The following is a 14419-nucleotide window of genomic DNA, read 5'->3' on the forward strand; positions in this document are numbered from 1 at the left end:
GTTACGCTTCATCCTTAATCCGCTTCATATGCGCTTTGATCGTTTGTTCGTAGCCGTTATCGCTCGCTTCATAGAATACGGCATCTTTGATCTCATCCGGAAGATACTGCTGTTTTACATAATGATTCGGATAATCATGTGCGTATTTGTAACCAATTCCATGCCCCAGCTTTGCAGAACCTTTATAATGTGCATCCTGCAAATGCACCGGAACAGTCGTTTTATATTTTTTCACATTGTCCATCGCAGCAAAGACAGCATTACATGCTGAATTACTCTTCGGCGCTGTTGCCACATAAAGAACTGCCTGTGATAAAATGATCTGTGCCTCCGGCATTCCGATCCGCTCCACTGCCTGTGCTGCACTGACTGCAACATTCAGTGCCATCGGATCCGCATTTCCCACATCTTCCGATGCACAGATCATAATCCTACGGGCAATAAACTTAATGTCTTCTCCGGCATACAGCATCTTTGCCAGATAATATACGGCTGCATCCGGATCAGAACCGCGCATACTTTTAATAAATGCGGATATGGTATCATAATGATTATCTCCTGTCTTATCATATCGCACAACCCGCTTCTGTATACATTCGGATGCAACATCCAGCGTGATATGGATCATTCCATCCTCACTTCTTGGTGTGGTGAGGATACCCAGTTCCACCGCATTAAGCGCAGATCTGGCATCTCCACCGGCAAGGTCTGCCAGGAAATGCAGGGCATCCTCATCGATCACCGCATGATAGCTTCCCATTCCTTTTTTTTCATCCTGCACCGCTCTCAGAATCAGGGTCTCTACTTCTTCCTGTGAAAGCGGACGGAGTTCAAATACACTGGATCTGGAAAGAAGCGCACCGTTCACCTCAAAGTAAGGATTTTCTGTCGTCGCACCGATCAGAATGATCGTGCCGTCCTCCACAAACGGGAGCAGATAATCCTGCTGTCCTTTATTAAACCGGTGAATCTCATCGATGAAAAGGATTGTCCTTTTCTGGTACATCCCTTTCAGTTCTTTCGCCTTATTCACCACTTCTTCCATATCTTTCTTCCCGGCAACCGTAGCATTGATCTGTGTAAATTCTGCACTTGTAGTATTGGCGATCACCTTTGCAAGCGTAGTCTTTCCGGTTCCCGGAGGTCCGTAAAAAATAACAGAACTCAGTTTATCCGCCTTGATCGCACGGTATAAAAGCTTGTCCTTTCCGATAATGTGCTGCTGTCCAACCACTTCATCCAGAGTCGTCGGACGCAGTCTGGAGGCAAGGGGCGATTCTTTCTCCTTTGTCGTCTCCCGCATATAATCAAATAAATCCATCAAAACCTCTCCTTTAATCCAGCAGCAATTCATCGACTGTCACAAATTCATATCCCTTCGCCTGCATGATATCGATAATGCGAAGTGCCGCCTTTACTGAAGACAGATAACAGTCATGTAATAAAATAATATCATTTTCCTCCGTTTCCGTCACTACTTTATTGACAATTTCTGTCTCGTTATCCGTATTCCAGTCAAGCGGATCCACATTCCATAGCACCGCAATCATGCCGGTATTCTCTTCCATCTCCTTCTTCCAGGCTCCATAAGGCGGTCGCATATATTCCGTCTTTTTTCCGGTAATTTCTTCAATCGCGGTATTGGTCTTTCCGAGTTCGCACTCTGTCATTTCCTGAGACATTTTTGTGAGATCTACATGACTGTAAGTATGATTTCCAATAATATGCCCTTCTTCAGCCTCTCTGCTCACAACTTTCGGATATTTTACTACATTTTCCCCGATCACAAAAAAAGTAACCTTCACATTCCGCCCGGCAAGCCCGTCAAGGAGCACTGGCGTACTGGAAGGATTTGGGCCATCATCAAAGGTGAGGGCGATCTTGGGTTTTTCCTGATACTGCTCGTTTGTTCCACCTGCCTCATAGGATGCTTCTACCGTTTCATCATTCATTCTTATCAGTTTGATCTTTCCGTTATCGATCACTCCCCAGGTAAACAGAAGCCATGTAAAGCATAAAAAACTGATTGTTCCATAAAGCAGTCGGTACCACATACGGATATCCCTCTTTTCCCATTCTCTTTTTACTATATGCGGGAGATTCTTTACCTATGTACTCACATTTATGCTTTCTTTCCTCCGGTACTCTTGCATTAAAAAAATCTATACAGAACACCAATCTCTTCCTGTTTTCTATACTCAGATCAAAAAAGGGGATATCAACCAGCTTCTGCTGACTCATATCCCCTGAATGATCTACATTGCTTTTTTATAAAGTTCAATGATATCCCTGATCGTAGACTGTCTCGGATTTGCCATGATATTTCCGCTCTTCATGGCATCAGCAGCCATCAGTTCAATCTTATCTTCCGTTACACCAACATCGGCAAGATGCTGCGGAATACCAAGATCACGAAGCAGATCTCTCGCTTCATCTACCAGCATTTCCGGAACAAAATCGATCACCGGGTCTTTTTCTTTGCTGATATAATTGTAGATCTTCTCATAACGTCCATGATCTGCAAGTGCATTATATTCCACAATCGTTGGAAGAAGAATCGCATTTGCCACACCGTGTGCCACATGGAAATAGGCGCTTACCGGATGGCTCATAGCATGGATATTTCCAAGTCTTGCCCATGCAAATGCGATACCTGCGAACATGCTTCCGGAGAGCATGGCTGCCGCCGCCTCTTCGTCCTGACGGTTTGCTACGAATCTGCGCAGATTTGCACCGATCAGTTCCATTGCCTTTTCTGCCATTGCATCAGAAAATGGAGATGCATCTCTTGAAGTGTAAGCCTCCCATGCATGGATCAGTGCATCTACGCCACATGCTGCGGCTACCGATGCCGGAGAAGTCATAACAAGCTCCGGATCCAGAAGTGCATAGCTTGGGATCAGTTCATAGCTGAACACAGTCAGCTTATAATTTCTTGCTTCATCGGTAATAACAGAAAATGCCGTCACTTCACTTCCTGTACCTGCAGTTGTCGGGATCGCAATGATCGGAACGATCGGTCCCGGTACCTTGTGTGCACCCTCATAATCTCCGATCTCTCCGCCGTATTTTGCAAGAACACCAACTGCCTTTGCCACATCCATCGGACTTCCGCCACCGAAAGCTACAATACTGGTTGCTCCTGCTTTTTTGTATGCTTCTGTTGCTTTATCTACCGTTGCAACAGATGGATTTGCTTCTACATCAGTAAATACTTCCACTTCGATACCGGAAGCCTTCACGATCTCTTCGACTTTCTCGACCATTCCGATCTTCTTCAAAACCGGTCCGGAGATCAGAAGCATCTTCTTGGAACCACTTTTTTCAAGAAGCTCCGGAAGTCTTTTTAAACTGCCTTTTCCAAAAATAATATCCTGTGGTACATTGAATGTAAAATCTTTCATCATCTACTACTCCTTTTAAATAAGAATGTGCCTCGGCACATTCTCGCGCCGAGTGCGTTGCTGAGCGCCAGTGGCGCTCGTTAAGCAACGACCGAAGCAGAGCGTAGACCGCTTGCGACATTCTTCATCTTCGTGCGAGTGCGCCTCTCCGGCACGCAGTGCCTTTTTTTCATAGGAAGTTCCTTCGGAATTTCCTATAAAAAAAGACGAGACCGCACCTTAGCAGTCTCGCCCTTGAGTTTCTACTTACACAGCATATACCCTCTGTCATTTTCTTGTCAAGAGGATTTTCTGTTTTTATTTCTTCTTTTTCTTTCCATTCTTCTTTGTCGGCTTTTTCACGCTATAGCCAAATGTTCCGAGCAACTTACCCAGACTATAATACTGTCCGTGCACATATACGATCGGATCGGTCTTTTCCAATGCAAATCGCCCTTTCTGATCCATATAGGCATCATCTACATGAACCGCTTTTACTTCGGCAAGGAAAATATGATGCGACCCCGGCGTTTCTTTTTTGACCACCTTGCACTCGATGTTGACCGGACTCTCCGCGATCAGTGGTGCGCTCACATATTCTGCCTTTTCCGGTGTCAGATGCAGCTCTTTGAATTTGTCCACATCTTTTCCCGAACGCACACCGCAATAATCCGTTGCATACGCAAGTTTTTCCGTCGTCAGATTGATTACAAATTCTCCGGTCTCATCGATCATGTGATAAGAATACCGCTCTGGTCTCACGGAAATCGAAACCATCGGCGGGTTTGTGCAGACCGTTCCCGCCCACGCCACGGTAATGATATTCGGATTGCCTTCTTTATCTGCCACACTGACCATAACTGCTGGCAGTGGATACAGCATATTTCCCGGCTTCCAGATCTGTTTTGCCATAAGTCATCTCTCCTATAGAGTCATCTGTTTTTATTTTTGCTGCAGATAAGTTACCAGAACAGGGATCATCTGTTTCTTTCTTGATACTACACCTTTCAGGAGAATTTTTTCCGTATCTCCCGGCAGTTCAAACGCTTCAAGAACCTGTTCCTTTGCATTTTCACCACAGCAAAGGAGTTCTGTAGACTCTTCCAGAATATTAGTCATCATCAGATACAACATATGCAGTCCCTGGGTCTTTCTCGCCTCTTCCAGATATGGGATCAGACGTCCTTTCACCTCATCCAGTTCATCCTGATTCATGGATGTGATCTGTCCGACTCCAAACATGATATCTTTTACATTGAACACCTTAAAGTCCTGGAAACAGATCTCTTCTACGGATTTGCCACGCAGATTGCTTCCCGCATTGAACATCTCTTTTGCATGTTCTTCCATATCAATCCCGGCAATCCGCGCCAGTGCCTCTGCTGCCGCCTGATCAACCATCGTACAGGTTGGTGAACGGAACAGTAACGTATCCGAAATAATTGCAGAGCACAGAAGTCCCGCCATCTGTGGCCCTACCTCTACACCGCTTTCCTGATACATCTGGTAAATGATCGTAGCGGTACATCCAACCGGCTGATTCCGGAAATATACCGGTCCGATTGTCTCCAGACCGCCCAGTCTGTGATGATCAATGATCTCCTGCACCTCTGCCTCTTCAATTCCATTCACAGCCTGTGATTTTTCATTATGATCCACAAGAATCACCTGTTTTTTACGGGATGTCATAAGTCTTCGTCTGGAGAGGAAACCACAGAACTTTCCTTTATTATCCAGAATTGGAAAATCTCTGTACTTCGTCTTTGACATAACTTCTTTCACATGTTCCACATAATCATTCAAATGAAAAATCTCCAGATTATCACGGCTCATAAAATACTTGACCGGAATACTCTGGTTGATCAGCCTTGCAGCAGTAAAGGTATCATGTGGTGTCTGAATAATCACGATATCTCTCTCCTCTGCCATCTTCTTGATCGTTTTGGAAATATTGGCTCCCTGGCAGATGACCAGACAGCTTGCATCCATCTCGATCGCGCACAGCTGTGACTCATAACGGTTTCCAAGAATGACAAGATCATCCTTCTCAATAAAATTCTCCATCAGATCCGGACTGGATGCGGCAATGACAACTTTTCCATTCAGGAAATAGCCATGCTCATTCCCGGAGATCAGTGTTCCGTCCAGTGTTTTGACGATATTACGGTACTGGGTTCTCGCTGTTGCAAGGATATTATTATCGTACACTTCCATATATGACGTAGCAATATCTCCGATAGTGATCAGCCCTTCCAGCTTCTCACCTCTTGTTACCGGCAGTGTCTTAATATTCTCATCTTTCATTCTTGCCCATGCGTCTTTAATGGACATGTGACCAGATACACCCTCAATATGACGGATATCCATATCTTTTACCTGAAGGTGTACATTGTCCAGAAGAGACGGCACACTTACCTGGAATTTATCCAGAACATATGCTGTCTCACCATTTACCTCGCCCGCTCTTTTCGCTATGTATTTTTCTCCTGTGATTTTATTTTTCAGATTTGCATATGCAATTGCCGAACAGATAGAATCTGTATCTGGATTTTTATGTCCGATCACATATACTTTCTTTGGTTTTTTCTGATCCATTTTATATTACTCCATTACTATCTCTTGTTCCTTTATTTTTCAGAATGCCATTTTTTTTACTGTTCGTCAACCCTTGTTCGGATAAAAGACCACTTACACTAAATTTTAAACAATATCTCTACCAGTGCCTTCGGTCTGCCACCCGCTGCCGCTGTCTTCTTTGCATACACTTTTCCATAACCGGCTTCCATGATCTTATTCATGATCCGGCGCGCACTTCTGACCGTAATCCCCAGACACTCCGCCAACTGATGTGCATCGAAAATATAACTTTTTCTTACATCTGCAATGGCAATGATCTTCAGAATTGACGTTGTGCTGAGCCCGGTTTTTTCTGAAATTTCCTGTAGCTTCGGATCGGAAGAAATGAGCTGATATTCCAGCTGGATCTCCTTTCCAAGCGGTCCGTGCTGTGTCTGACCGGCATCAATCCAGAAAATCTCCTGCTTTGCATTTTTCAGGGAAAAATCCAGTGCACGTCTTGCGTTCATTTCCGCGTCATTCATCGTGCCTCCGGTTCCGATCCCTACATTCAGGCTGATTTTCTTCTCCTCCTGCACTTTTTTTTGCAGATTCAGAAGCTTCCGCTGGTTAAATTCTTCTTGTACAGCCCCGGAATTGGAAAATACAATATATTCTCTTCTTCCTGATGCAAAAATTGCACCTTGAATCCCTTCTGTATATTTGATGATTTCTTTTTCAATATCTGCTTTTGCAAGCATACTTGAATAATAATTCTCTTCTCTGCTCTTATAATCCGTCAGCTGAAAAATCTCAACTGCTGCCTGCGCATATTCTGCTTCCTGAAGCGCACATTCATTTTTTAATTTCTCCAGTGCCACTCTCACTTTTGCCCTGGTCGGAGGCAGATAAATTGCATGGTATCCCTTTTCCTGCAGTATCTTATACACCCACCGAAGAGAAGTCAGTGCCACATTGACCTTTCCTTCATCCAGAAGCTTCATGTGCCACTCCACATACTGTTCTTCTTCCACTCCTGCCTGAAACGGACAGGAATAAATGTTTCTTGCCAGGATGTCAAATGCATCCAGCAAATCCTCAATGACCTGTTTTTCTACAATATCAATACTAAATGCATCCAGTTCAATATTACTTTTCTGCATCTGCAGAAATGCTCCCGCAATGCTGACTACCGATTTTTCCACCGACACATGTGGCCTGGTGAAATGATAGTTTCTCCCCACAAAACTTTCGATCGCACAGCCCGTAAACAGTACCGCATCACACTCCTGTTCACATTCCTCAATCAGCCGGTCACTTCGGTTAACCTGTTCCTCTTCATAAGAAGCTACTTCTACTGAACTGTCGATTTCTTTTATACTCTTCTTAACAACCTCACAAGATGATTTTGATCCGATAACTCCAACTTTCACAAATTTGTCCCCCGTATTGCGATCTTCTATCCAGAGAACCTGCCGTTGGCAGCTTCTCTCTCTATATCTGAATAATTGCTTTAAAAAAGGAACCCCTTAAACGGGATTCCTTTTTATTATAACTCAGAGCCATCAAAAACCACAAGCTTAGAATGCTCTTTTTTTAATTCCAGATAACTTTCTTTTGTCAGCGTCGGTTTGAAATTGTCAAGAATCTGTTTTGCCTTTTTTGCGTTATCATAAAGAAGATCAATGATCGTAAGCGCCATCATCTTTGCCGGAACGATATAAGCAAGTTCCGGGTCCGCAAGACGGTAATCCTTGGAGTGAAGTCCTCCGGTTATTCCCTCTGTCCAGATGTGCATACACGGCATGATCTGAGAAAGATCCCCCAGATCTGTAGAACCTGCTGTCTCATAAAGCTCTACAAATGAATCTTTTTCCGCCCCTGTATATTCGATCATATTTTCTTTATATAATGCTGAAAGCTCACGGTTGGTATTCATCGGAAGATATCCGATCTTATCGTCAATCTCGACTTTTCCTCCGATTGCAAGTGCTCCGGCTTTTAACGCACGGTTCACTTTTTTACTGGCATCCAGCATTCCATCAATTGTGAAAGCACGTACCATGATCTGCATCTTCACAACAGCAGGAACTACATTTACCAGATCTCCGCCTTCTGTAATGATTGCACTTACACGAACCTTTTCTTTCTCCTGAAAAGTCTCACGGAGTGCATGAATGTTGTTCAGTGCCAACTCTGCCATATTTAACGCATTGATTCCTTCATGTGGTGCGAAACCTGCATGCGCAGCTTCTCCGATAAATGTTACCGTCTTTGTCACAAATCCGTTGCAGTCGGTATCAATCGTGCAATGTCTGCCATTTCCAATTTCCATCATGTGACACTGCAATGCCATATCCACATCATCAAAGCCACCACGTTTTAAATATTCCTGCTTGCCGCCGTAAAAACTGATCTTATTTTCACGGATCAGACTGTCACGATAATCATAATCTACGCATTCTTCCGCAGGGATCGCAATAAAATCAACCGCTCCACCCAGTTCCTTCATCACTCCGGATCTTAAAAGACCAATCGCACATCCATACAGATCTGCAAGCTGTGCATGATGACCGCAGGCATGAACATTTCCTTCTGGCGTACTGTCCGGATGTTCTTTGCACTGGATACAGTCCAGCTCTCCGATCACGGCAATTCTTGTATTCCCTTTTTTCGGAGTTGAAACCTTACAGCCAGTATATGCAATTTCCGTCTCCGGCTCTTCTCCAATCTCCTGAAATGCCTTTATCATTCTTTCTGTAGTCTTAAATTCTTTGTAGCCAAGTTCAGGCGTTTTATATACATCATCACCAAGCTGAATGATCAGATCTCTGTTCTCGTCAATCGCGTCCAGACATCTCTGCTTCAGTTCTTCTTTTTCCATCTATGTCGTCCATCTCCTATTCTGCACCCATCAGTCTTCTCAGTACTTTTGTCACTTTCCAGGTCTCATCTGTATCAAGCGCTTCTTCTACTGTGTGTACATTGATCATTCCACATCCCAAAATGACGCTCTTATATCCGTGTCCCGCAAGCACATTTGCATCACTTCCGCCACCGATGATCATTTTATTTGCTGTAATTCTTTCTTCTGCCATTGCATTTACAGTATCCTGGATCAATTCACAGTCTTCTTCCAGCGACAGGACCGGGTAAGCCATCTCATGCTTCATCTCATAACAGGCTCCCATTTCCTCTACAGCTTCCTTGCAGCACTGTTCCATATGTGCAACCTCTGCAGCCAGCTTTTCCATACTGTGTGAACGGATCTCTGCGGTAAATGTAACCTCATCTGTTACGATGTTGGTTGCAGATCCACCTTCAATATGTCCGATATTAGAGGTTGTCTCATAATCAATACGTCCGATGTGCATCTTACTGATTGCCTTTGATGCCACAACAATTGCATTGATTCCTTTTTCCGGTTCAATTCCGGCATGCGCTTTCTTTCCTTTGAAAGTAATCTCAATCGCTTCCATTGCCGGTGCTTTGTATGCGAGAGTCTCTGCTCCACCGGTTGCATCTACAACAACCAATTCCTTGCATGGCAGCATAGACATATCCATGTGCTTTGTTCCCATCATACTAATCTCTTCGGAGCAGGTAAATACAAGATAAATATCTCTGTGCGGTACACCGCTTTCAATGATATCTTCTACCGCTTCCATGATTGCTGAAATTCCAGCTTTGTCATCTCCGCCAAGTGTTGTTGTCTTGTCGGTACTGATGATGTTTCCATTGATCACCGGATTTACATTTCTGCAAGGCTCAATCTGATCCATATGTGCTGCAAATCCAAATGGACGTTCCTTCGTATTTCCTTTTACAAATGCAACGATATTTCTGCCGTTTCCACCATAAGCTTCCCCGGCATGATCTGACTGGAACGGAATGTTCCGTTCTCTCAGCCAGTTTTCTATCCAGTCCGCCATCTCTTTCTCCCCTTTTGACGGGCTGTAGATCTTGATCATCTCAATAAATCTTTCCTGTAATCTTTCTCTCGATAACATCGTTTTTCCTTTCCGGACTTAGTCCTCAAGCTCTTTCTTGTAGATAATCTTTCCTGCGAAAATAGATCCAAATACGGCTACCAGGATAACAACGTATGACGGTGTTCCAGGGAAGAAGGATAAGAATCCGTTTTTCATCAGCCAGTTCATTGCAAATGCAATAACTACTGCAACTACACCAAGCTTCGGTCTTGTGATTGCGAACTGTCCGAATACAGCTCCGTAAAGTGCCGGAAGAAGGAAGTTGAGGGCCTGCTTGAATCCTTCTGGCATCATACCGATAATTGCGTTTCCTGCAATTGCTCCGATTGTCAGAATCACAATATTTACAATGATCGATACAGCAATACCGATGGTTGATACAACAGAACCTTTGTCACTCCCCATTTCAACGCCTGCTGCTTCCTGTGCAACAGAAGAACACGGAACACGCATGTTGGATGTATTTCCTGAAAGGAATGTCAGATAAGTTCCCGGGATTCCAAGAATCGGGAAATAGGAAATCGGTTCTACAATATAAAATGCTCCACTTACACTGATCTGTGCGATTGTACCTGCAATGATTGCGGATACCGGTGGCATACATCCGTATACAACTGAGATAACAAGTGCCGGTCCAAAACATGTAATGATACCTAATAACATGGTGATTTTTCCCCATTTAACAATATCAGGTATATAGACTTTGTTGTAGTATTCTTTATTCATATCTTTATCCTCTCATTCCTATTAAAATACAGTGTTCCAGATGTAACCAATGAGCATGCCTGAGAACATGGAAATTGCAAAGGCCCATTCTCTGAGCCATCCAATATTCTTTTCTTTCGCTAACTTTGTCAGGATCATCATAAGAATGCATCCTACGATTGTTGCGATTGCCGGTGCTCCGCCAAATGCAAACTGATTCTTTTCGTTGAAGAAGTTTCCTGATGCAAGGTTTGCAAATGCACCAAGCATCGCTCCTGCTGAAATGATCGGAACCATTTTGGAATTTCCTTTTGACATCAGATGGTTTACTTTATCCATCTTATCTGTGAAAAGGAGTGTGAAGATCAGCCATCCAAGTGAACCACAGATCATGGTCCATACACCGCAGGCAAATGCAACCGGTGTCAGGTTCTCCAGTGTAGCGCCCATTGCCTGTGCGCCAAATCCGGCTGCCATTGCTTCATAGTTAACGGATCCGATGAAAGAAAGTCTCATCCATGAAACAGGTGCTCCCATTGATACGATCAGAGAGATCATTGTTACCAGGATTACAATAGATGGTCCAATTGAGGAAATGGCACTACTCTTAATTGCCATATTGATCTTTTCCTGTTCAATTCCAATCTCTTTTGCTGCTTTGAGCGACTTCCTGAAAAACAGTACGGACTGAAAAACTACGATTCCTACTGCTATTGCGGCACTCACCCACATCAGAGGGCTGTTTGCCAGTTCCAGATAATTCACGTTTCCCTTCATTTTAAATTCTCCTTTGCCTTTTAGTTTAGGACACTGTCCTTAATATGTCCTTATGTTGGTAATATACAATTTATTTTTTCTTTTGTCAACTTTTTTCATAAATTTTACTATTCAAAATATACACAAATTTTTACCACAATTTTCGTACATAATAACGATTTTTTCTCATTAAGCACAATTTAACCGTCTAACCATCTGGAATCCATACTTTTTATCTATACAAAAATGTGTTATACTAATAAACATATTGAGCATACGTTCAGAAAAATAAACTAACAGAGGTGTTAAGATGGAAAACGAAAAATTACAGGAACAGACAGAAAGCATGGCAGACTACGAAGATCATTTCGATGATGCCAATCCATGGAATGTGGTCGCACGTTATCAGGAAGAGGGAACCAATCTTCACGTAAAAGTAGAAGGAATCGTAAATGGTGGTGTCATCGCCATGGTCGAAGGACTTCGAGGATTCATCCCGGCATCCCGCCTTTCTCTTTCTTATATCGAAGATCTGGAGACTTATCTTCTAAAAGAAATTGATGTCCGCGTGATCGAAGCAAACCAGGCAGAAGGACGCCTGATCTTATCTGCACGTGAGATTTTAAGAGAACAGAAAAAAGCAGAAGATGCAAAAAAACTTGCATCTGTACAGGTTGGAAGTGTTGTAAAAGGTACCGTTGAATCGCTTCAGTCCTACGGTGCTTTTGTACGTCTCGAGAACGGTCTTTCCGGTCTGGTTCACATTTCCCAGATCAGTACCCAGAGAATCAAATCAGCAGACCAGGTACTTCACGTTGGGGACGAAGTAGATGTCAAAGTCATCGGTATCAAAGACGGTAAGATCAGCCTCAGTATCAAGGCTCTTGCCGAAGATGCTGAAAAAGAACAGGAGGAAGAGCTGGAACACGTAGAAATTCCGAAAGCAGAAGCAATCGGAACCAGCCTTGGAGATCTGTTTAAAAATATCAAGCTTTAAAAATTATAATTTAAAAAAGGGAAGCCTGCACTTTCGCAGACTTCCCTTTATCATTGCCTGATAAGTGTCACTGACACTTTATGCGAGAATGTACCCCCCTGTACATTCTTTTCTATTTCTCCAGTGCTTCCAGATCCTGCATCCAGACTGCCGCACACGCATCGCTCGGCATTCTCCAGTCTCCTCTCGGAGAAAGTGCCACCGTACCGATCTTCGGTCCGTCCGGCAGGCAGGAGCGCTTAAACTGCTGCGCAAAAAATCTTCGGTAAAAGGTCTTCAGCCATTTCATGATCGTCACGCTGTCATAAGTTCCTTCAAATGCAAGCTTTGCGAGCCGATAGATCTTTGACGGTTCAAAGCCAAATCTCAGAACATAATACAGATAAAAATCATGCAGTTCATACGGACCTACAAGGTCTTCCGTCTTCTGGGCGATCTCGCCATCCTTCGGTGGAAGAAGCTCCGGACTTACCGGTGTGTCAAGAACATCCAGAAGTACCTCTTTCAGCTCCTGATCCTCACAGGTATCCGCATAATACTGAACCAGATGGCGTACCAGTGTCTTCGGAACAGATGCATTGACCCCGTACATAGACATATGATCTCCATTATAAGTCGCCCACCCAAGAGCCAGCTCCGACATATCTCCGGTTCCGATGACCATGCCCCATTCCTGGTTAGCAATATCCATCAGCACCTGGGTACGCTCTCTTGCCTGTGAATTCTCATAGGTCACATCATGTACCTCTTCATCATGTCCGATATCACGGAAATGCACATGGACCGCATCCGCGATCGGCACCTCTTTCAAAGTGGCTCCCAGCTTCTTCGACATCAGGCAGGCATTCTGATAGGTTCTGTCTGTTGTACCAAAGCAAGGCATCGTAACTGCAATGATATCCTTGCAGTCTTTTCCTGCCATGTCAAACGCTTTCGCCGTCACAAGCAGTGCCAGCGTTGAATCCAAACCGCCGGAAATTCCAACGACTGCTGTTCTCGAGTGAGTATGCACCAGACGCTTCTTCAGTCCCATTGCCTGAATCATCAGAATCTCCTCACAGCGCTTTTCCCTCTCTGCCATATTCTGTGGAACAAAAGGGGTCTGTGCAAAGCTTCTGGTAAGTGCTGTCTCTTCCACACTTATGTGGAACAGTACTTTTGGAAGATGACGTTCTTCCGTTGTCTGGAAAGTTGTATTTTTTCTCCGTTCACTTAAAAGACGGAAAATGTCAATCTCACTGACGATCATCTCGTTGGCAAACCGCTTTGCTTCTTTCAGGATCGTCCCATTCTCTGCAATAATATTGTGTCCGCCAAATACCACATCCGTTGTAGACTCTCCGTCCCCGGCATTTGCATAGACATAACCTGCAATCAGTCTTGCAGACTGTCCCTTGATTAGTTCCTCCCGGTAACTATCCTTTCCGATCGTCTCATCACTTGCTGAACAGTTGACCAGGATGATCGCGCCTTCTCTTGCCGCCTCAATGCTCGGCGGGATTGGTGACCAGACATCCTCACAGATCTCTGCCGATACGACCAGATCATCCATCTCTGCCGCCTGATACAGGATCTGCGGCCCAAACAGGATTTCTTCCCCTTCATAAGAAATCACTCTTGCTTTTTTCGGTCCCTGACGGAATTGACGCATCTCATAAAATTCCCCATAATTCGGAAGAAATGTCTTGGTTGTAAAGCCAAGGATCTTTCCGTCATTTAATGCGGCCGCAACATTATAAAGCTCTCCATCAATTGCAAGTGGAAGCCCAACAAATACAAGTGCTTCTGTATGCCTGGTCTCTTCTGCAACTTTTGCAAGTGCTCTGCGCACCTCTTTTAACAGTATATCCTGTGTAAAAAGATCGCTGCAAGTATACCCGGTCAGGCAAAGCTCCGGAAAAACAATGATCTTTGCGCCAGCCTTCTCAGCTTCTTTCATACGTTTGCAGATTTCCTTACAGTTGTGCCAGACATCCGCCACACGAATATCAACTGTGACCGCTGCAACTTTGATAAATCCCTGTTTCATG

Annotated in this window: 12 protein-coding genes; 1 reads left to right on the plus strand and 11 read right to left on the minus strand. The window is 44.1% G+C overall.

The window, feature by feature from the left end; all coding sequences use genetic code 11:
- Position 1: 1 nt before the first annotated feature.
- The 10 genes from PG766_RS08135 to PG766_RS08180 form a co-directional block, all read right to left on the minus strand.
- Positions 2 to 1321 (minus strand): replication-associated recombination protein A, encoded by a 1320-nt coding sequence (locus tag PG766_RS08135; protein WP_117824623.1) that lies wholly within the window; start codon positions 1319 to 1321, stop codon positions 2 to 4.
- A gap of 13 nt (positions 1322 to 1334) precedes the next feature.
- A complete protein-coding gene (locus PG766_RS08140; protein ID WP_179960473.1) occupies positions 1335 to 1952 on the minus strand; it encodes a polysaccharide deacetylase family protein in 618 nt (205 codons plus the stop codon).
- A gap of 303 nt (positions 1953 to 2255) precedes the next feature.
- Positions 2256 to 3404 carry an iron-containing alcohol dehydrogenase gene (locus PG766_RS08145; RefSeq protein ID WP_055156811.1) on the minus strand — a complete coding sequence of 383 codons (1149 nt, stop codon included), beginning with the start codon at positions 3402 to 3404 and terminating at the stop codon, positions 2256 to 2258.
- A 297-nt stretch (positions 3405 to 3701) separates the two neighbouring features.
- Positions 3702 to 4295, minus strand: a complete 594-nt coding sequence (locus PG766_RS08150) for a flavin reductase family protein (RefSeq protein WP_022221152.1) — start codon at positions 4293 to 4295, stop codon at positions 3702 to 3704.
- A 30-nt stretch (positions 4296 to 4325) separates the two neighbouring features.
- Positions 4326 to 5978 (minus strand): putative manganese-dependent inorganic diphosphatase, encoded by a 1653-nt coding sequence (locus tag PG766_RS08155; RefSeq protein ID WP_118199024.1) that lies wholly within the window; start codon positions 5976 to 5978, stop codon positions 4326 to 4328.
- Positions 5979 to 6076: 98 nt separating this feature from the next.
- The gene (locus PG766_RS08160) at positions 6077 to 7372 is read right to left on the minus strand and encodes a GTP cyclohydrolase IIa (RefSeq protein WP_118199023.1); all 1296 of its coding nucleotides are present in this window, start codon (positions 7370 to 7372) and stop codon (positions 6077 to 6079) included.
- 116 nt (positions 7373 to 7488) lie between these two features.
- Complete coding sequence (locus PG766_RS08165) at positions 7489 to 8823, minus strand: amidohydrolase (protein ID WP_118199022.1); 1335 nt, start codon at positions 8821 to 8823, stop codon at positions 7489 to 7491.
- Between the two features lie 16 nt (positions 8824 to 8839).
- On the minus strand, positions 8840 to 9949 hold the full coding sequence (locus PG766_RS08170; RefSeq protein WP_118199021.1) for a M20/M25/M40 family metallo-hydrolase: 1110 nt from the start codon (positions 9947 to 9949) through the stop codon (positions 8840 to 8842).
- Positions 9950 to 9967: 18 nt separating this feature from the next.
- Positions 9968 to 10657 carry a hypothetical protein gene (locus PG766_RS08175; protein ID WP_008369595.1) on the minus strand — a complete coding sequence of 230 codons (690 nt, stop codon included), beginning with the start codon at positions 10655 to 10657 and terminating at the stop codon, positions 9968 to 9970.
- Between the two features lie 21 nt (positions 10658 to 10678).
- On the minus strand, positions 10679 to 11413 hold the full coding sequence (locus PG766_RS08180; RefSeq protein WP_008369597.1) for a DUF5058 family protein: 735 nt from the start codon (positions 11411 to 11413) through the stop codon (positions 10679 to 10681).
- Between the two features lie 289 nt (positions 11414 to 11702).
- On the opposite strand from PG766_RS08180, the gene PG766_RS08185 reads away from it, so the two are divergent.
- Complete coding sequence (locus tag PG766_RS08185; RefSeq protein WP_118199020.1) at positions 11703 to 12389, plus strand: S1 RNA-binding domain-containing protein; 687 nt, start codon at positions 11703 to 11705, stop codon at positions 12387 to 12389.
- Between the two features lie 112 nt (positions 12390 to 12501).
- On the opposite strand, the gene PG766_RS08190 is transcribed toward PG766_RS08185, so the two are convergent.
- On the minus strand, positions 12502 to 14418 hold the full coding sequence (locus PG766_RS08190; RefSeq protein ID WP_118199019.1) for an NAD(+) synthase: 1917 nt from the start codon (positions 14416 to 14418) through the stop codon (positions 12502 to 12504).
- Position 14419: the final 1 nt, after the last annotated feature.

This window comes from Coprococcus sp. LG101-27, assembly GCF_027695515.1.
Taxonomy (GTDB): domain Bacteria; phylum Bacillota; class Clostridia; order Lachnospirales; family Lachnospiraceae; genus Allocoprococcus; species Allocoprococcus comes.

Bases quoted from the DNA above. Each gene is read 5' to 3' on its own strand.
- PG766_RS08135 (WP_117824623.1), bottom strand. From the start codon at position 1,321: ATGGATTTATTTGATTATATGCGGGAGACGACAAAGGAGAAAGAATCG.
- PG766_RS08140 (WP_179960473.1), bottom strand. From the start codon at position 1,952: ATGAATGATGAAACGGTAGAAGCATCCTATGAGGCAGGTGGAACAAAC.
- PG766_RS08145 (WP_055156811.1), bottom strand. From the start codon at position 3,404: ATGAAAGATTTTACATTCAATGTACCACAGGATATTATTTTTGGAAAA.
- PG766_RS08150 (WP_022221152.1), bottom strand. From the start codon at position 4,295: ATGGCAAAACAGATCTGGAAGCCGGGAAATATGCTGTATCCACTGCCA.
- PG766_RS08155 (WP_118199024.1), bottom strand. From the start codon at position 5,978: ATGGATCAGAAAAAACCAAAGAAAGTATATGTGATCGGACATAAAAAT.
- PG766_RS08165 (WP_118199022.1), bottom strand. From the start codon at position 8,823: ATGGAAAAAGAAGAACTGAAGCAGAGATGTCTGGACGCGATTGACGAG.
- PG766_RS08170 (WP_118199021.1), bottom strand. From the start codon at position 9,949: ATGTTATCGAGAGAAAGATTACAGGAAAGATTTATTGAGATGATCAAG.
- PG766_RS08175 (WP_008369595.1), bottom strand. From the start codon at position 10,657: ATGAATAAAGAATACTACAACAAAGTCTATATACCTGATATTGTTAAA.
- PG766_RS08180 (WP_008369597.1), bottom strand. From the start codon at position 11,413: ATGAAGGGAAACGTGAATTATCTGGAACTGGCAAACAGCCCTCTGATG.
- PG766_RS08185 (WP_118199020.1), top strand. From the start codon at position 11,703: ATGGAAAACGAAAAATTACAGGAACAGACAGAAAGCATGGCAGACTAC.
- PG766_RS08190 (WP_118199019.1), bottom strand. From the start codon at position 14,418: ATGAAACAGGGATTTATCAAAGTTGCAGCGGTCACAGTTGATATTCGT.